Below are 17,353 nucleotides of genomic sequence, written 5' to 3'. Positions count from 1 at the left end.
GGTCGCCGTTCGGCTACGACGTCATCGCGATGGCCCAGGACGGCTGCTCGATCCGCGACCCGTCGGTCGAACCGGCCGCGCCGGTCGAGGGGGCAACCATGATCACGGCGCGGTTCGACAACGACCATGGCTTCGGGGAGAAGGCGCCGGGCCGGAGGCCGACGGTAGTGCTCTTGCGGGTCGTCGAGGAGGGCGGCAGGCCGGTGATCGACGACATCCTGCGGCCGCAGGAGGACGATCCGGGGTCGCTGAAGGCGGAAATGCGGCCTTGCCGGCGATGGCGCGCATTTGCCGCCACCGGCGGAAGATGGCGGACCGGAATAGCGCCCTTGCTTTTCTTTTGCCGGTGGATGTGGCAGGGACCGATCAGACGAGGGCACGACGCGCCGGACGCGCTGCCCGGCCCCGCGAGAAGACAGGCAGGCACGGCGGTAGAGCGAATGGCAGGCACGAACAGCGAGCGGCAACTGATAGCGGAGGGACCGGCGATCATCCTGGTCCATCCGCAACTGGGCGAGAACATCGGCATGGTCGCGCGCGCGATGGCCAATTTCGGCCTGGCGGAACTGCGGCTCGTCAATCCGCGCGACGGCTGGCCGAGCGAAAAGGCGGTCTCGGCGGCGAGCAAGGCCGACCACGTAATCGAGGCGGCGCGGGTGTTCTCCTCGCTGGAGGAGGCGGTCGCCGACCTCAACTTCGTCTACGCGACGACGGCGCGTGACCGCTACGGCTACAAGGAGGTGCGGTCGCCGGTGGTCGCCGCGCAGGAGTTGCGCCAGCGCTTCCGCGCCGGCGAGGGCACCGGTATCCTCTTCGGCCGCGAGCGCACCGGGCTGACCAACGAGGAGATCGCGCTTGCCGACGAGCTCGTGACCTTCCCGGTCAACCCGGCCTTCGCCTCGCTCAACCTGGCGCAGGCGGTGCTGCTGATGAGCTACGAATGGATGAAGACCGGGATGGGCTCGCTCGAGGAGACCGCCTTCAGCGCGCTGCCGCAGCGTCCGGCGCGCAAGGACGAGCTGCAGGGCCTGTTCGATCACGTCGAGGAGGCGCTCGACGCGCGCGGCTATTTCCGCCCCGCCGCCAAAAAGCCGAAGTTGATCGAGAACCTGCGCGCGGCACTCACCCGTCCCTCCTTCACCGGCTCGGAAATCCAGGTCTTGCGCGGCATCATCTCCTGTCTCGACCGCTTCACCCGCGATGCGCCGCGCGGCGCCGGCGCGCCCGTTCCCAACCGCACCAGGAACAGAAGGGCGAAGGCCGACCGTGACGACGAATAGTCCCAGGCCCATCCTCGTGTTCGACAGCGGCATCGGCGGCCTGACGGTGCTGCGCGAGGCGCGCGTGCTGATGCCGGAGCGGCACTTCATCTACGTCGCCGACGACGCCGGCTTTCCCTATGGCACCTGGGAGGAGGCGGCCCTGAAGGACCGGGTGATCGGGCTCTTCGGCCGATTGCTGGCGCAATACGCGCCGGAGGTGTGTGTCATCGCCTGCAATACCGCGTTCACCCTGGTCGGCGCGGCGTTGCGGGCGGCCTTTCCCGAGATGCGCTTCGTCGGCACGGTGCCGGCGATCAAGCCCGCTGCCGAGCGCACCCGTTCGGGGCTGGTGTCCGTGCTCGCGACCCCCGGCACGGTCAAGCGCGACTACACCCGCGACCTGATCCAGTCCTTTGCCAGCCAGTGCCATGTGCGCCTCGTCGGCTCGGAGAACCTGGCGCCGATGGCGGAGGCCTATATCCGCGGCGAGACGCTTTCGGACGCGGCGGTGACGGCGGAGATCGGCCAGTGCTTCGTCGAGATGGACGGTCGCAGGACCGATATCGTCGTGCTCGCCTGCACGCACTATCCGTTCATGGCCAACGTCTTCCGCCGGCTGGCGCCGTGGCCGGTCGACTGGCTCGACCCCGCAGAGGCGATCGCGCGCCAGGCGCGCCGGCTGGTGCCGGCGCTCGACGTGCTGGTGCCGGGCGAGGACATCGCGGTCTTCACCTCCGGCCGTCCCGATTTTTCCACCCGCCGACTGATGCAGGGTTTCGGACTGCGGGTCTAGCGGGCGAAAAGGCATGCCGCTTCGGATCGTGACGATGACCGGCTCTTCTAGCGGTCGAACAGCGGCGAGGCGGCGACGCGGGCGGCCAGATGATCGATGAAGGCCCGCACGCGGGCCGGGGTCGGGCCGCCGCCGAGATGGATGGCGTGAATCGGCTCCAGGTCGCCCGGGTTGAACGGCTCGAGCAGAGGGACCAGCGTGCCCCGGGCGATATCGTCGGCGACGTGGAAGCGGCCGAGCCGCGCGATGCCGGCACCTGCCAGCGCCATCTGCCGCAGCGTCTCGCCATTGTTGACGAGCACCGGACCGGACACGGGCTGTTCGAAGACCTCGCCGCCCTCCGTCATCGGCCAGGCCGCGCCGGCCCTGCGAAAGTTGAACCCCAGGCAGTCGTGATGCTGGAGGTCGGAGGGCGTCTGCGGCGTTCCGCGCCTTGCCAGGTAGGACGGGGCCGCGCAGACCACGCGCCGGCCCTCGGCGAGCTTGCGGGCGATCAGGGCGCTGTCGGGCAGGGTGCCCACGCGGATGGCCACGTCGGCTTGCTGGGCCATCAGGTCGACCACGTCGTCGGTGAAGCTGAGGCTGACGCTCAGTTGCGGGTATCTGCTGCGGAAGGACGGGATCGCCGGCGCGACGAAGAGCCGACCGAACGGCAGGGAGGCGTTGATCGCCAGGCTGCCGCGCACGGCGCCGCCGCTGGCGGCCTCGTCGGCTTGCTCGATGTCGCGCAAGATGCGCTGGGCCGCCTCAAAATAGCCCGCCCCCTCGTCGGTCAGCGTCAGGGCGCGGGTGGTGCGGACCAGCAGCCGGGTCCCGAGCCGGGCCTCGAGGCGGCCGATCAGCTTGGAGACGGCGGACGGGGTGAGGCCGAGGCTGCGCGCGGCGGCGGAGAATCCGCCCTTCAGCACCACGCGGACGAAGACCTCCATCTCGCCAGAGCGCTCCATCAGGATCCGGGGCATTGTGTCCCTCCATTCACAGTCATTGTTCTTCGATGGGACATAGTACGTCGGGTTGCCACGTCCTAGCTTTCCCGCATCAAAGCGGAGAATAAAGATGGACCTCAAACTCACCGACAAGACAGCGCTTGTAACCGGCTCGACCGCCGGCATCGGCCTGGAGATCGCCCGCAAGCTCGCCCAGGAAGGCGCGTCCGTCATCCTGACCGGTCGCGATGCAGCCAAGCTCGACGCGGCACTGGCCGACATCGGCAGCATGGCCGGTGCGAAGGTCGACGGCGTCGTGGCCGACGTGTCAACCGCAGCGGGGGCGGCGCAGATGATCCGGCGGCATCCCGACGTCGACATTCTGGTCAACAACCTCGGCATCTACGAGAGCAAGCCCTTCGCCGCGATCAGCGACGACGACTGGCAGCGCTATTTCGACATCAACGTGATGAGCGGTGTCCGTCTGAGCCGGCACTACTTCCCGCGGATGCTGGACCGCAAGGCCGGTCGGGTGGTGTTCGTTTCCAGCGAGACCGGCGTCGCGGTCGATCCGGCGATGATCCACTACGCCATGACCAAGACCGCGCAGCTGTCGATCGCGCGCGGCATGGCCGGCCTGACGCGGGGCACGGCCGTGACCGTCAACTCCGTCATGCCCGGGCCGACGCGTTCGGAGGGCATCGTCGACTTTCTGAAGAGCGTGGCCAGCAACCCCGACGCGACCGCCGCGGAAGCGGAGGCGGAGTTCTTCGCCGGCGCCCGTTCGGGCTCGCTGCTGCAGCGCATGATCGAGGCCGAAGAGATCGCCAACCTCGTGGCCTACCTTGCCAGCCCGGTTTCGGCCGCGACCAACGGCGCCGCCGTTCGGGTCGAGGGCGGCCTCATCAACTCGCTGGCCTGACGCGGTGATCGCATCGCCGCCGCCGAGCGGGCAGCGGCGGCACGAAGGCGCCGGCCCGGCTGCCGGCGGCAACCGGTCCGGCGACCGCGCTCGGTCACGGTGTGCGGCCGCCCCGCTGCCGGCGGCCCGATCGCAATCGACATGACGAGGGCCCCTGCCGACACGCGTCCCCGCAGCGTCAATGTTCGTTGCTGCCGCGTACCGCGTTCCCCTTCCGCGTCCACGGCGGGTCGGGCGGTGGGGAACGTCCGGCGGGCGGGCCGAACCTTCCTGTGGGTTCTCTGATTTCCTCTGTCTGCGCACCGATAGTTTCGTGCTAGGTCTGCGCTGTTTTCCCGGCCACTGCCGGGACAGGTGCATCTGGGCTGGACACGGGGATCGCATGAAGGTCGGCATCGACATGGGAGCGGCGCAGGGCGGCGCGTCGGCCACGCTCGATATCGAGGAACTGCTGGCGACCCGCCTGCTCGTGCAGGGCAATTCAGGATCCGGCAAGTCGCACCTCCTGCGGCGCCTGCTCGAGCAGTCTGCGCCGTGGGTGCAGCAGTGCATCATCGATCCCGAGGGCGATTTCGTCACGCTCTCCGACAAGTACGGCCACGTGGTGATCGAGGGCGAACGCAGCGATGCGGAGCTTGTCGGCATCGCCACCCGCATCCGGCAGCATCGCGTCTCCTGCGTGCTCTCGCTCGAGGGACTCGAGGTCGAGCAGCAGATGCGCGCGGCCGGCATCTTCCTCAACGCCATGTTCGACGCCGACCGGGACTACTGGTATCCGATGCTGGTGGTGGTCGACGAGGCGCAGATGTTCGCGCCGTCGGTGGCCGGCGACGTCGGCGAGGAGGCGCGCAAGGTCTCGCTCGGGGCGATGACGAACCTCATGTGCCGCGGGCGCAAGCGCGGGCTGGCCGGCGTCATCGCCACGCAGCGGCTGGCGAAGCTGGCCAAGAACGTGGCTGCCGAGGCCTCGAACTTCCTGATGGGCCGCACGTTCCTCGACATCGACATGGCGCGCGCCGCCGACCTGCTCGGCATGGACCGGCGCCAGGCGGAAATGTTCCGCGACCTGAAGCGCGGCTCCTTCGTCGCGCTCGGGCCGGCGCTGTCGCGCCGGCCGCTGCCGGTGACGATCGGCCCGGTCGAGACCTCCGCGCGCTCCAGCAGCCCCAAGCTGATGCCGCTGCCGGAGGCGCCGCAGGACGTCGAGGACCTGATCTTCACCCCGGACCCGGAAGAATTTTCCCGGCCGATCGTGCGGCGCGTCACGCCGCAGCCGCGCCCGACGACCGACATCCTTGCGGAGTTGGCGCGCGCCCGGCCGGAGCCGGCGGCGGTCGAGCCGGTGCGCGCAACGACGGTGGAAATGCCGGCCGAGGAACGCGAGGCGCTGCTCGACCAGGTGCTGGCCGAGATCCTCGAAAACCCTGGCGCGGCCTTCCGCCCCGATGCCGAGCTGTTCCAGGACTTTCTCGTCCGCTGCCGCATCCGTCGGGTGCCGGGCGCGCCGCTGTCGCTGCCGTCGTTCCGCCGCAAGATGGCGATCGCCCGCTCCGGCGTCGATGCGGAAACCGCCGCGACCGAAGCCTGGGCCACGGCGCTGGAACTGTCGCGCGCCGTCAGCGAGGACCTGCAGGGCGTGTTCCTGCTGGTCGCACAGGCCGCCGCGCGCGGCCTGCCGTGTCCGTCTGATGCGATGATCGCGCGGGCCTATGGCACCCATTCCGCCCGCCGCGCCCGCCGCCTGCTCGGCTATTTCGAGGAGCAGGGGCTGGTCGTCGTCCACAGCGATCTCGCGGGCTTGCGCATCGTCGCCTTTCCCGACCTGCAGGCCGAGACCGCGCCCGGCGATCCGAACGCGGCCGACGAGGGGGGCGCCGGCCGCGCCGCGGCGGAATAGCCTCAGGCTTCGTCGGTCAGCGCCTTGTCGTCATTGCGGGTCGCCCAGAGCGAGCCGATGATGCCGGACGCCAGGATCGCGATCGTCACCGCCAGCGAGACGGCCGGCGGGATCTTGGCCAGGCCCAGCATGTCCGCCACGAAGATCTTCGAGCCGATGAAGATCAGCACCGTCGCCAGCGCGTATTTCAGGTAGGCGAAGCGGTGGATGAGGGCGGAGAGCGCGAAATAGAGCGCACGCAGGCCGAGAATCGCGAAGATGTTCGAGGTGTAGACGATGAACGGGTCGGTGGTGATGGCAAAGATGGCCGGGATCGAATCGACGGCAAAGACGAGGTCGGCGAACTCGACCAGGATCAGCGCCAGCAGCAGCGGGGTGGCGAAGGTGCGCAGCCGGCCGGTCTTCGGGTCCGCCTGGCGCACCAGAAAGCGGTCGCCATGCAGCCGGTCCGTTACCGGCAGTCGCCGGCGCAGGAACTTCAGGAGCGGGTTGTTGGCGACGTCGTAGGCCTCCTCGGCCGCAAACAGCATCTTGACGCCGGTTATGACGAGGAAGGCGGCAAAGAGATACAGCACCCAGCCGTAGTTCTCCACCACCGCCGCCCCCGCGCCGATCATGATGCCGCGCAGGACGATGACGCCGAGGATGCCGTAGAGCAGGACGCGATGCTGGTAGTGCCGCGGGACCGCGAAATAGCCGAAGATCATCGCGATGACGAAGATGTTGTCCATCGCCAGGCTCTTTTCGACGACGAAGCCGGTCAGGTATTCGATGCCGGCCTGCTGGCCGGACTGAAGCCAGACAAAACCGCCGAAGGCGAGGCCGAGGACAATGTAGAAGGCGGAGAGCCCCAGGCTCTCGCGCATGCCGATCTCCCTGTTTTCCTTGTGGAGTACGCCGAGGTCGAGGGCGAGGAGGGCAAGAACGGCTGCGATAAAGGAAAGCCACATCCAGACGGCGGTGCCCTGGAAGTCGTGCATAAGAAATTCCATCTAGGGATTCCTCTGCCGGATCGGTTGGTGATTGCAGCTCCGACATCACGAAGATCCGGCATCACACGTCAGAGGGGCCCGGCGCTGCTTGTCGCTCAGATGGGCAAGCGCCGTTCGCTGCGCAAGGTCCGTTGACATTCTTGTGAAAACGCCTTAGAGACCCGCTCAACGCCGGGCAGAGATGTCCGGTGTTTCATTTGACATGTCCCGTGGCTTCTTGCGGTCGCGTATCGCAGGGAACCTGTCAGAAGGCCGGAACCGGCATTCAGAGGAGGGCGTGTTTCCTTGATCCGGTTTGTAAGAAAACCGGTGTAGCTATTTGAAAGGAAATGCGATGAGCAAGCGCGCTTCATCCAAGTACAAAATCGACCGCCGTATGGGCGAGAACATCTGGGGTCGCCCGAAGTCCCCGGTCAACCGCCGCGAATACGGCCCCGGCCAGCACGGCCAGCGCCGCAAGTCGAAGCTTTCGGACTTCGGCGTACAGCTGCGCGCCAAGCAGAAGCTGAAGGGCTACTACGGCGACATCCGCGAGAAGCAGTTCCGCGCCACCTATGACGAGGCCAACCGTCGCAAGGGCGATACCTCGGAGAACCTGATCGGCCTGCTCGAGTCGCGCCTCGACGCGATCGTCTACCGCGCCAAGTTCGTTCCGACGGTCTTCGCAGCCCGCCAGTTCGTCAACCACGGCCACGTCAAGGTCAACGGCGTCCGCGTCAACATCGGTTCCTACCGCTGCAAGGCCGGCGACGTCATCGAGGTTCGCGAGAAGTCCAAGCAGCTCGTCTCGGTGCTGGAATCGGTCCAGCTCGCCGAGCGCGACGTTCCGGACTACATCGAAGTCGACCACAACAAGATGGTTGCCACCTTCGCACGCGTCCCGGGCCTGTCCGACGTACCGTACCCGGTCGTCATGGAACCGAACCTGGTCGTCGAGTTCTACTCGCGCTAATCGCGAGCGACGGCTTGCCGAATCTCGAAAGCCGCCCCGCAACGGGCGGCTTTTCTGTCATGGAGGGGCCGCATGGCGGACTTGCAGGCGATCGTCGAGGAAATCCATCAAGCCCTGTTGCCGCGTGTCGGCGAAGGGCGGGTGGCCGACTACATTCCGCAGCTCGCCCATGTCGACCCGAAGCAGTTCGGCCTGGCGGTGGTCACGGTCGACGGTGACGTGTACCTGGCCGGCGACGCGGAGAAGCCCTTCTCCATCCAGAGCGTGTCGAAGGTCTTCACCCTGACGATCGCGCTCGGCAAGCACGGCGATGGGCTGTGGAAGCGCGTCGGCCGCGAACCCTCCGGCTCGGCGTTCAACTCGATCGTCCAGCTCGAGCGCGAAGACGGCATCCCGCGCAATCCGTTCATCAACGCCGGCGCGATCGCCGTGGCCGACCTTCTCCTCGCCGGCCACACACCGCGGGAGGCGATCGGCGAAATCCTCCGCTTCATGCGCTTCCTTGCGGACGAGGAAAGCATCGTCATCGATCACGAGGTGGCGCGCTCCGAGACGGCGACCGGCTTTCGTAATGCCGCGCTCGCCAACTTCATGCGCGCCTTCGGCGTGCTTGCCCATCCGGTCGAGCACGTCCTCGGCGTCTATTTTCACCAATGCGCGATCGCCATGAGCTGCCGACAACTGGCGACCGCCGGGCTGTTTCTCGCTGCCGGCGGCACCAACCCGCTGACCGGCCACCGGGTGGTGTCGCGCCAGCGCGCCCGCCGCATCAACGCGATGATGCTGATGTGCGGGCACTATGACGGCTCGGGCGACTTCGCCTATCGGGTCGGCCTTCCCGGCAAGAGCGGCGTCGGCGGCGGTATCATGGCGATCGCCCCCGGCAAGGCCTCGATCGCCGTCTGGTCGCCAGGCCTGAACGACAACGGCAACTCGCTGCTCGGCACCGTCGCGCTGGAAATGCTGGCCGCCCGGACCGGCTGGTCGGTGTTCGGCGCTTGATTGTCGCGGCCGTTCGGGGCATTGCAGCCATATGACTTTTGCAACGGAGCCAAGATGACGCTCGCGCTTCAGACCCCGGACGACGAGAAGGAAGAAGTGGCCTCCCGCCATCCGCTCTTCGCCGATGCGCCGGCGTCCGTCTCCTTCAACAAGCTGCGCAAGCGCCTGCTGCGGCAGGTGCGCCAGGCGATCGACGATTTTTCCATGCTGAAGGGCCAGAAGCGCTGGCTGGTCGGCGTCTCCGGCGGCAAGGACAGCTATGGCCTGCTGGCGCTGCTGATGGACCTGCAATGGCGCGGGCTGCTGCCGGTCGAACTCGTCGCCTGCAATCTCGACCAGGGCCAGCCGAACTTTCCCAAAGACGTGCTGCCCGGCTACCTCGACGCGATCGGGGCGCGGCATCGCATCGAGTATCGCGACACCTATTCGATCGTGAAGGAGAAGGTGCCGGCGGGCGCGACCTACTGTTCGCTGTGCTCGCGGCTGCGGCGCGGCAACCTCTACCGGATCGCGCGGGAGGAGGGCTGCGATGCGCTCGTCCTCGGCCACCATCGCGAGGACATCCTCGAGACCTTCTTCATGAACTTTTTCCACGGCGGGCGGCTGGCGTCGATGCCGGCGAAGCTTCTGAACGACGACGGCGACCTGATGGTGCTGCGCCCGCTCGCCTATGCCGCCGAGGACGACCTGGCCAGGTTCGCGGCCGCCATGAAGTTCCCGATCATCCCCTGCGACCTGTGCGGCTCGCAGGACGGCCTGCAGCGCAACGCCATGAAGGCGATGCTCGCCGACATCGAGGCTCGCATGCCGGGCCGCAAGGACACGATGCTGCGGGCGCTCGCGCACGTGAACCCGTCGCACCTGCTCGATCCGAAGCTCTTCGATTTTTCCTCCCTCGCAGCGGTACCTTCACATGACGATCCAGTTTGACATCAATGCACTCGCCCTCCTGCTCAGCGCCGCGGCCGAGGCCGAGATCCGGCCGCGCTTCCGCGCTTTGGCCGAGGGCGACGTCCGCGCCAAGACGAGCGCGACCGACCTCGTGACCGCGGCCGACGAGGCGGCCGAGCGCTTCATCAAGAACGGGATCGATGCCGTCCTGCCGGGGGCGCTGTTCGTCGGCGAGGAGAGCGTGGTCGCCGACCCGTCGCTGTTGCCGAAGCTGGCCGAGGCGGACCTCGCCGTCGTGGTCGACCCGATCGACGGGACGTTCAACTTTGCCGCCGGCGTGCCGCTGTTCGGCGTCATGGCCGCGGTCGTCGCCGGCGGCGAGACCATTGCCGGTGTGATCTATGACCCGATGGGTGACGATTTCGTGCTGGCGGAAAAGGGGGCGGGCGCCTGGCAGACCGGCGGGCACCGTCCGGCGGTGCGCCTGCGGGCGACCGGGTCCGCGGCGCTCGCGGACATGACCGGCATGGCCTCGACCGGCTTCCTGCCGGAGGCGCGGCGGGAGCGGGTGATGGCCAATCTCGCCAAGGTCACCTTCGCCGCCAACTATCGTTGCGCCGCCCACGAGTACCGCACCTTCGCCGCCGGGCACGTCCATTTCCTCATGTACAACAAGCTGATGCCGTGGGACCACCTTGCCGGCACGCTGATCGGCCAGGAGGCGGGCGCCTATGCCGCGCGCTTCGACGGCACGCCGTACCTGCCCCGCCATCTCGATGGCGGCCTGCTGCTGGCGCCCGACCGGGACAGCTGGGAGATGATGCGGCGCGAGGTCTTCGTCGACTGACAGGGACGGCCCTGACTGCGGCTTCGGCGCCCGGACGTTCGTCCGGGCGTTTTGCGTTGCGGCGGACCCACGCCGGAGGGCAAACGAAGGATCGCGGGACTTTGCGACCGCATAAAGCTTGGCGCATCTGATCCTGTGCGGCAAAATATGTTGAAAAAATCAATGTTCATGCATATTATACGGTAATGGACGAAACAGACAGAAAAATCGTTGGCCTTCTGGCGGAGGACAGCCGCCGTTCGCTCGCCGATATCGGCGCGGTGGTCGGGCTGTCGCCCTCGGCCGTGAACGAGCGGATCCGGCGACTGGTCAATGGCGGCGCCATCCGGCGCTTCACCGTCGAGGCCGACTATCGGGCGCTGGGGCTGGACGTGCTCGCCTTCGTCTGGGTGGGCCTGGCGACCGACGCCAGCGAGGCGGCGTTCCGCGAGTTCGTGGCGGCCCACCCGGCGGTCGCCGAATGCCATCACGTGACCGGCGCCTGGTCCTATCTCGTCAAGATCCGGGTCGCCACGCTTGCGGACATCGAGCCGTTCCTGTCCGAGCTCAAGGCGCGCCGCTTTCTCGCCCGCAGCGAGACGGTGATCGCGCTCTCGACCGCGACCGAAAAGTCGATCGTGCTCGCCGGGGAGACATTGAAATGACGGTGCTTCTCTTTGCCAAGGGCCTGCTGCTGGGGCTGGCGATCGCTGCGCCGCTCGGGCCGATCGGCGCGCTGTGCATCAGCCGCACGCTCGAGCGCGGCTTCTGGGCGGGCCTGGCGGGCGGCCTCGGCACGGCGCTGGCGGATGCATCCTACGCGCTGCTGGCCGCCGCCGGCTTTGCCGTCTTTGCCGGCGTGCTCGCGACCGTGTCGATACCGCTCGGCATTGCCGGCGGGCTGTTCATGGTATGGCTCGGCTGGCGCGGGCTGGCGCCGAGGCCGGTCGCCGCAGCCGCCGCCACCGGCGCGAGCCGCGACCTCGTGCAGACGACGATCTCGACCTTTCTCCTGACCATGGCAAGCCCGGCGACGATCCTGTCGTTCGCGGCGATCTTCGCCGGCCTCGGACTGGCGCGCACCGGCGATGCCGCGAGTGCGGCGATCGTGGTCACCGGCGTGTTCCTGGGGTCGCTCGGCTGGTGGTTCTTCCTGTGCGGCCTGATCACGGTGCTGCAGCACCGCCTGCCGCCGTCCTTTTCCATCTGGGTGGCGCGGGGCTCCGGGCTGGTGCTGATCGGCTTCGGCGCGGTTGCGATCGCCATCGGCCTGCGGCACCTGCTCGTTGCATGAGCCTTGCCCTTGGGCCGGCCGCGGGATCGGCCGGCTCGTCTGGGGCGAGCAGCTCAGAGCGGCTGGCTGTGGGCCTGGAACAGCTTGCCGCGCTCGGCGATGAGCACGAACACCAGTCCGATCACCGACAGGCAGAAGAAGCCGAACACCAGCGGCAGCGCCGTGCCGTCGAACGCCTGGCCGATCGCGCCGCCGATGACCGCGCCGCCGGCAGTGCCCATGAAGCCGAGAACCGAGGATGCGGTACCCGCGACATGGCCGAGCGGCTCCATCGCGAGCGAGTTGAAGTTCGAGCCGATCCAGCCGAACTGGAACATCGCCAGCGCGAACAGCACGAGGAAGAGCGGGAAGGGCACATGGCCCGGCCAGGCGAGCGTCAGTGCCAGCCAGGTGGCGTTGATCACGAGGAAGCCGACGAGTGCGCCGTGCGACAGCCGGCGCATGCCGAACTGGCCGACCAGCCGGGCATTGACGAAGGAGGAGAGCGCCATGAAGGCGGCTACGCCGGCAAAGGCGACGGGGAACCAGACGCCGAGGCCGTAGACGCCGACATAGATCTGCTGGGCCGAGTTGATGAAGCCGAACAGCGCGCCGAAGATGAAGGTGGTCGCGAGCGCGTAGCAGAGGGCGACGCGGTTCGTCAGAACGATCTTGAAGGCCTCCACCACCGAGGCCGGGGTGAACGGGCGCACGTCCTCCGGCGCCAGCGTCTCCGGCAGGCGCAGATACATCCAGCCCGCCACCAGCGCGGCGGCGATGCCCATGAAGATGAAGATCAGGTGCCAGTCGCCGAACAGCATCACCACCTGGCCCACGCCCGGCGCGACGACGGGGACGATCATGAACACCATCATGATCAGCGACATCACCTCGGCCATGGCCCGCCCGCCGAAGATGTCGCGCACGATCGAGACGGTGATGACGCGCATGGCTGCCGAGCCGAGCCCCTGGATGAAGCGCAACGCCAGCAACACCGCGAAGGAGGGGGCCAGCACGGCGGCAAGCGCCGACAGGATGTAGATCCCGAGCCCGACGAACATCGGCGCGCGCCGTCCGAAGCGGTCCGAGACCGGGCCGTACAGCAGTTGCGCAAAGGCAAAGCCGATCAGGTAGGAGGAAATCACATACTGGCGGTGGTTCTCGTTCTCGACGCCGAGGCTGGCGCCGATCTGTTGCAGGCCGGGCAGCATGATGTCGATGGCGAGGGCGTTCAGCGCCATCAGCATCGCCATCAGGCCGATGAACTCCGTCCTGCCCATGCCGTTCAGGCGGCGGGACGCTTCAGCAGTAAGTGCCGTCATGACAAAATATCCGAAAAAATAAGAGAAGGCGCCGTTGGGAGCGGCGCCTCGATCGCTTCAGTTCAAAATGGGAAGGGCAGCGCTTATGCCGCGCCCTTCACCGATATTCCCTGCGCTTCGAGGTGGGACTGCAGCTCGCCGGCCTGGAACATTTCGCGGATGATGTCGCAGCCGCCGACGAACTCGCCCTTGACGTAGAGCTGGGGGATGGTCGGCCAGTTGGAGTAGTCCTTGATGCCCTGGCGCAGGTCGGCGTCGGCAAGCACGTTGATGCCCTTGTAGTCCACGCCGACATAGTCGAGGATCTGCACGACCTGGCCGGAGAAACCGCACTGCGGAAACTGCGGCGTACCCTTCATGAAGAGCACGACGTCGTTGCTCTTGACCTCGTTGTCGATGAAATCGTGAATGCTCATGTCCGAATCCTTGTTCCGTCCGGGTTCAAGGTCCGGACCGTTGTGTCGCCCCCTAGATAGCATGCATGGGGCGAATTTCCATCACCCGGCGGCAACTTCATTGATCAAATATGGTGATGACAGGGCGATGACGGCAAGGTTCGCCGCGCTCGTCCGAACGCTGACAGCGGCTAGCTGCGACGGCGCTGCTTGCTGCGCGCCGCCGCGGTCCTGCGGCGGCTGACCTGCTTGCGGGTGCGCTTCGGCTTGAGTGCGGCTTCGACCAGATCCGCCAGTGCGCCGCTCGACTTTGCCCTGGTGGACCGCCGCCTGCGGCGCGTGGTCGTCTTCCTGACGCCGGACTTCTTCAGCACCTCCTTCAGGGCGCTTTCGACGACGCCGGAGACGAAATCCTCGAAGACGCCGGCCATCGACGCCTAGTCCGGCGCCGATGTCTGCAGGGCCAGCGCGTGCAGCACGCCGCCCATGTTGCCCTTCAGGGCGTTGTAGACCATCTGGTGCTGCTGCACCCGGGTCTTGCCGCGGAACGCCTCTGCGACAACCTCGGCGGCGTAGTGGTCGCCATCGCCGGCCAGATCCCTGATCGTGACCTTGGCACCCGGAATGCCGGCCTTGATCATGTCCTCGATGTCGCCTGGTGCCATGGGCATGTCGTCTGCTCCCTGTTCTTATTCGGCGGCAGCCGCAGCGTTTGCGCTGCCGTCCATGTAGTCAGGGAACCACGATTCATGGGTGCTGCGCAATTGCTCAATGGAAACAGCCAACAGTTCGTCGACGACGAGTTCGGTGCCCTCCACCGTGCCCAGCCGGCGGAACGGCACGCCTGCGCCCTCCGCATTGGCGCAGAGGAAGTTGGCGAGGTCGGCGGGCATGGTGACGACGTAGCGTGCCTGGTCCTCGCCGAACAGCAGGGCGTGGGACGGACCGTTGGACGCGGCAAGGCTGATCTTCATGCCCTTGCCCGAGGCCATCGCCATTTCGGCGAGCGCCACGGCGAGCCCGCCGGAGGAGATGTCGTGGCAGGCGCTGAACTGGCCGTTGCGGATGGCGGCGCGAACGAAATCGCCGTTGCGGCGCTCGACGCTCAGGTCGACTTCCGGGGCCGGGCCGTCGACGATGCCGAGCACGTCGCGCAGGTAGACCGACTGGCCGAGATGGCTGCCGTCGGTGCCGATCAGCACGACGTGGTCGCCCTCGTTGGCGCCGCCGATCCGGGCCATGGTCGACCAGTCCGGCAGAAGCCCGACGCCGGCGATGGTCGGCGTCGGCAGGATCGCCACGCCGTTGGTCTCGTTGTAGAGCGAGACGTTGCCCGACACGATCGGGAAGTCGAGCGCGCGGCAGGCCTCGCCGATGCCCTGGATGGCCTTGACGAACTGGCCCATGATGTCGGGCTTTTCCGGATTGCCGAAGTTGAGGTTGTCGGTCGCGGCGAGCGGCTCGGCACCGGTGGCGGTGATGTTGCGCCAGCACTCGGCGACCGCCTGCTTGCCGCCCTCGAACGGGTCGGCCTCGACATAGCGCGGCGTCACGTCGGAGGAGAAGGCCAGCGCCTTGGTCGGGTGGCCCTCGACGCGCACGACGCCGGCGTCACCGCCCGGGATCTGCAGCGAGTTGCCCTGGATCAGCGTGTCGTACTGCTCGTAGACCCAGCGGCGGCTGGACTGGTTCGGCGATCCGACCAGCTTCAGCAGCGCCAGGCCGTAGTCGTTCGGCTCGGCCACGAGCGCCGCGGGCAGGGGCGCCGGCACGCCGGGCTCGCGCCACGGACGGTCGTATTCCGGCGCCTGGTCGCCCAGTTCCTTGATCGGCAGGTTCGCAACTTCGGCGCCCTGGTGCAGGATGCGGAAGCGCAGGTCGTCGGTGGTCTTGCCGACGATGGCGAAGTCGAGGCCCCATTTGTGGAAGATCGCCTCGGCTTCCTTCTCCTTTTCGGGGCGAAGGACCATGAGCATCCGCTCCTGGCTTTCCGACAGCATCATCTCGTAGGCCGTCATCTCCGCCTCGCGCACCGGCACGCGGTCGAGATCCAGCTCGATGCCGAGGTCGCCCTTGGCGCCCATCTCGACCGCCGAGCAGGTCAGGCCGGCCGCGCCCATGTCCTGGATGGCGATGACGGCGCCCGTCTGCATCAATTCGAGGCAAGCCTCCAGCAGGCACTTCTCGGTGAAGGGGTCTCCGACCTGGACGGTCGGGCGCTTCTCCTCGATCGACTCGTCGAACTCGGCCGAGGCCATGGTGGCGCCGCCGACGCCGTCGCGGCCGGTCTTGGCGCCGAGATAGACGACCGGAAGGCCGACGCCCTCGGCCTTGGAGTAGAAGATCGCGTCGGTCCGGGCGAGCCCGGCGGCAAAGGCGTTGACGAGGATGTTGCCGTTGTAGCGCGGGTCGAACTCGACCTCGCCGCCGACGGTCGGGACGCCGAAGGAATTGCCGTAGCCCCCGACGCCGGCGACGACGCCGGAGACGAGGTGGCGGGTCTTCGGATGGTCCGGCGCGCCGAAACGCAGCGCGTTCATCGCCGCGACCGGCCGCGCGCCCATGGTGAAGACGTCGCGCAGGATGCCGCCGACGCCCGTAGCTGCCCCCTGGTAGGGCTCGATGTAGGAGGGGTGGTTGTGGCTCTCCATCTTGAAGACGACGCAATCGCCGTCGTCGATGTCGACGACGCCGGCATTCTCGCCCGGCCCCTGGATCACCCGCGGCCCTTGCGTCGGCAGGGTGCGCAGCCAGCGCTTGGACGACTTGTAGGAGCAGTGCTCGTTCCACATCGCGGAGAAGATGCCGAGTTCGGTGAAGGTCGGCTCGCGGCCGATCAACGACAGGATACGCTCATATTCGTCCGGCTTCAGACCATGGGCGGCAATGAGCTCCGGGGTGATCGGGCGGCTGTTGGAGATGGTCATCGTCTCTCGTCTTGTCCGTGGGTGAGGGCTTTGCGGTCTCTTTAGCGCAAGCGGGGGCATGGCGCGACAGGAAAATGCCCGCTTCAACAGACGGGCGGATCCGCCGGCGTCAGAGGATTTCGGCCAGCCGCTCGACCGGACGGCAGAGACGGGCGCCGTTCACGGTGACGACGATCGGCCGTTCGATCAGGATCGGGTGATCGAGCATCGCGTCGATCAGTTCGCGGTCGGTGCGGGCCGGGTCCAGCAGGCCGCGTTCCTTCGCCAACGGCTCGCGGACGCGCAGGATGTCGCGCGGGGCGGCGTCCATGGCGACGAGGAGGGCGACCAGTTCCTCGCGGGTCGGCGGGTTTTTCAGGTACTCGATGATCTCCGGCTCGTGCCCGGCCGCGCGGATCAGCGCAAGCGCCTTGCGCGAGGTCGAACAGCGCGGGTTGTGAAGGATCTGGATCGTCATGGTGTTCCCGAACAACTCTGCCACCCGCAGCCGGGCGGCACAAGGGATGGGCCTGGGATGGGCTTGGGATGGGCCGGCGGCCGGTCAGCGGCAGCCGCTGCCGCCGGCCGCCCAACGCTTGACGTCCGTGGCGATGCGGGCGGAGGCCGGGCCGTCCATCAGCGGGCCGAAGGCGCTGAGGCTTGCCGGATGTCCCTCCGCCTGCACGACCAGCAACGGCCGGGATTCCGGCGAGCGGTACGGTACGACCAGGATGCGCGGCCTGCCGGAAAAGGAGTTCAGCTCCGGCGCCAGCCGGTAACCCTTGAACGCGTCATCGCCCGACTTGAACCAGCAGGCGTTGGCGCCGAGGGCGATCCGCTCCATCGTCGGCAGCGCGGCGGTGCTGGCATGGGGCGTGGACGGCGCCGACTGGCAGGCCGAGAGAAGCCCGGCGGCGGCGATCACAAGCGAAGCGACGACGACCTTGGAAGAGGCAAGGGGGCGCATGACGGGCCTTTCAGACGGGACAGGCGC

Annotated in this window: 19 protein-coding genes; 10 read left to right on the top strand and 9 right to left on the bottom strand. The window is 67.6% G+C overall.

Annotation, left to right across the window (positions count from 1 at the left end):
- The first annotated feature begins 440 nt into the window (after positions 1-440).
- Together ACXAGF_RS10940 and murI are read left to right on the top strand one after the other, a co-directional pair.
- Entirely contained in the window at positions 441-1,280 is an 840-nt protein-coding gene (locus ACXAGF_RS10940; RefSeq protein WP_475019263.1) for an RNA methyltransferase, read from the top strand.
- Entirely contained in the window at positions 1,201-2,055 is an 855-nt protein-coding gene (murI, locus tag ACXAGF_RS10935) for a glutamate racemase (RefSeq protein WP_475016934.1), read from the top strand. Before ACXAGF_RS10940 ends, murI begins: the two co-directional genes overlap by 80 nt.
- 47 nt (positions 2,056-2,102) lie before the next feature.
- On the opposite strand, the gene ACXAGF_RS10930 is transcribed toward murI, so the two are convergent.
- Positions 2,103-3,017 (bottom strand): LysR family transcriptional regulator, encoded by a 915-nt coding sequence (locus ACXAGF_RS10930; RefSeq protein WP_475016932.1) that lies wholly within the window; start codon positions 3,015-3,017, stop codon positions 2,103-2,105.
- A 94-nt stretch (positions 3,018-3,111) separates the two neighbouring features.
- Between ACXAGF_RS10930 and ACXAGF_RS10925 the strand changes: the two genes are divergently transcribed.
- Positions 3,112-3,903: an SDR family NAD(P)-dependent oxidoreductase gene (locus tag ACXAGF_RS10925; RefSeq protein ID WP_475016930.1), complete on the top strand. Its 792-nt coding sequence runs from the start codon at positions 3,112-3,114 to the stop codon at positions 3,901-3,903.
- A gap of 382 nt (positions 3,904-4,285) precedes the next feature.
- Positions 4,286-5,800, top strand: coding sequence for a helicase HerA domain-containing protein (locus ACXAGF_RS10920; RefSeq protein ID WP_475016929.1), 1,515 nt, complete (start codon positions 4,286-4,288; stop codon positions 5,798-5,800).
- A gap of 2 nt (positions 5,801-5,802) precedes the next feature.
- Here the strand turns inward: ACXAGF_RS10920 and ACXAGF_RS10915 are convergent, their stop codons facing one another.
- On the bottom strand, positions 5,803-6,792 hold the full coding sequence (locus ACXAGF_RS10915; RefSeq protein WP_475016927.1) for a TerC family protein: 990 nt from the start codon (positions 6,790-6,792) through the stop codon (positions 5,803-5,805).
- 334 nt (positions 6,793-7,126) lie between these two features.
- Between ACXAGF_RS10915 and rpsD the strand changes: the two genes are divergently transcribed.
- From rpsD to ACXAGF_RS10885, 6 genes are all read left to right on the top strand, one after another.
- Complete coding sequence (gene rpsD / locus ACXAGF_RS10910; protein WP_475016926.1) at positions 7,127-7,744, top strand: 30S ribosomal protein S4; 618 nt, start codon at positions 7,127-7,129, stop codon at positions 7,742-7,744.
- A gap of 72 nt (positions 7,745-7,816) precedes the next feature.
- Positions 7,817-8,746 carry a glutaminase gene (locus tag ACXAGF_RS10905; protein ID WP_475016924.1) on the top strand — a complete coding sequence of 310 codons (930 nt, stop codon included), beginning with the start codon at positions 7,817-7,819 and terminating at the stop codon, positions 8,744-8,746.
- A gap of 54 nt (positions 8,747-8,800) precedes the next feature.
- A complete protein-coding gene (gene ttcA, locus ACXAGF_RS10900) occupies positions 8,801-9,676 on the top strand; it encodes a tRNA 2-thiocytidine(32) synthetase TtcA (RefSeq protein ID WP_475016922.1) in 876 nt (291 codons plus the stop codon).
- Positions 9,660-10,484: an inositol monophosphatase family protein gene (locus tag ACXAGF_RS10895; RefSeq protein ID WP_475016920.1), complete on the top strand. Its 825-nt coding sequence runs from the start codon at positions 9,660-9,662 to the stop codon at positions 10,482-10,484. Before ttcA ends, ACXAGF_RS10895 begins: the two co-directional genes overlap by 17 nt.
- A gap of 185 nt (positions 10,485-10,669) precedes the next feature.
- Positions 10,670-11,128, top strand: a complete 459-nt coding sequence (locus tag ACXAGF_RS10890) for an Lrp/AsnC family transcriptional regulator (protein ID WP_475016918.1) — start codon at positions 10,670-10,672, stop codon at positions 11,126-11,128.
- Entirely contained in the window at positions 11,125-11,757 is a 633-nt protein-coding gene (locus tag ACXAGF_RS10885; RefSeq protein ID WP_475016916.1) for a LysE family translocator, read from the top strand. Before ACXAGF_RS10890 ends, ACXAGF_RS10885 begins: the two co-directional genes overlap by 4 nt.
- A gap of 53 nt (positions 11,758-11,810) precedes the next feature.
- Here ACXAGF_RS10885 and ACXAGF_RS10880 read toward each other — a convergent pair whose 3' ends face one another.
- The 7 genes from ACXAGF_RS10880 to ACXAGF_RS10850 form a co-directional block, all read right to left on the bottom strand.
- Entirely contained in the window at positions 11,811-13,016 is a 1,206-nt protein-coding gene (locus ACXAGF_RS10880) for a multidrug effflux MFS transporter (protein WP_475019262.1), read from the bottom strand.
- Between the two features lie 125 nt (positions 13,017-13,141).
- On the bottom strand, positions 13,142-13,474 hold the full coding sequence (gene grxD / locus ACXAGF_RS10875) for a Grx4 family monothiol glutaredoxin (RefSeq protein ID WP_475016914.1): 333 nt from the start codon (positions 13,472-13,474) through the stop codon (positions 13,142-13,144).
- 170 nt (positions 13,475-13,644) lie between these two features.
- Entirely contained in the window at positions 13,645-13,884 is a 240-nt protein-coding gene (locus ACXAGF_RS10870; RefSeq protein WP_475016913.1) for a hypothetical protein, read from the bottom strand.
- 6 nt (positions 13,885-13,890) lie between these two features.
- Positions 13,891-14,124 (bottom strand): BolA/IbaG family iron-sulfur metabolism protein, encoded by a 234-nt coding sequence (locus ACXAGF_RS10865; protein WP_475016911.1) that lies wholly within the window; start codon positions 14,122-14,124, stop codon positions 13,891-13,893.
- A gap of 18 nt (positions 14,125-14,142) precedes the next feature.
- Complete coding sequence (purL, locus tag ACXAGF_RS10860) at positions 14,143-16,380, bottom strand: phosphoribosylformylglycinamidine synthase subunit PurL (RefSeq protein WP_475016909.1); 2,238 nt, start codon at positions 16,378-16,380, stop codon at positions 14,143-14,145.
- A gap of 109 nt (positions 16,381-16,489) precedes the next feature.
- Positions 16,490-16,837, bottom strand: coding sequence for an arsenate reductase (glutaredoxin) (gene arsC / locus ACXAGF_RS10855; RefSeq protein WP_475016906.1), 348 nt, complete (start codon positions 16,835-16,837; stop codon positions 16,490-16,492).
- A gap of 84 nt (positions 16,838-16,921) precedes the next feature.
- Positions 16,922-17,326 (bottom strand): hypothetical protein, encoded by a 405-nt coding sequence (locus tag ACXAGF_RS10850; protein WP_475016904.1) that lies wholly within the window; start codon positions 17,324-17,326, stop codon positions 16,922-16,924.
- Positions 17,327-17,353 lie beyond the last annotated feature (27 nt).

Source organism: Mycoplana sp. ABR4_002, from assembly GCF_056159645.1.
This window is presented reverse-complemented; position numbering and strand designations above follow the sequence as displayed.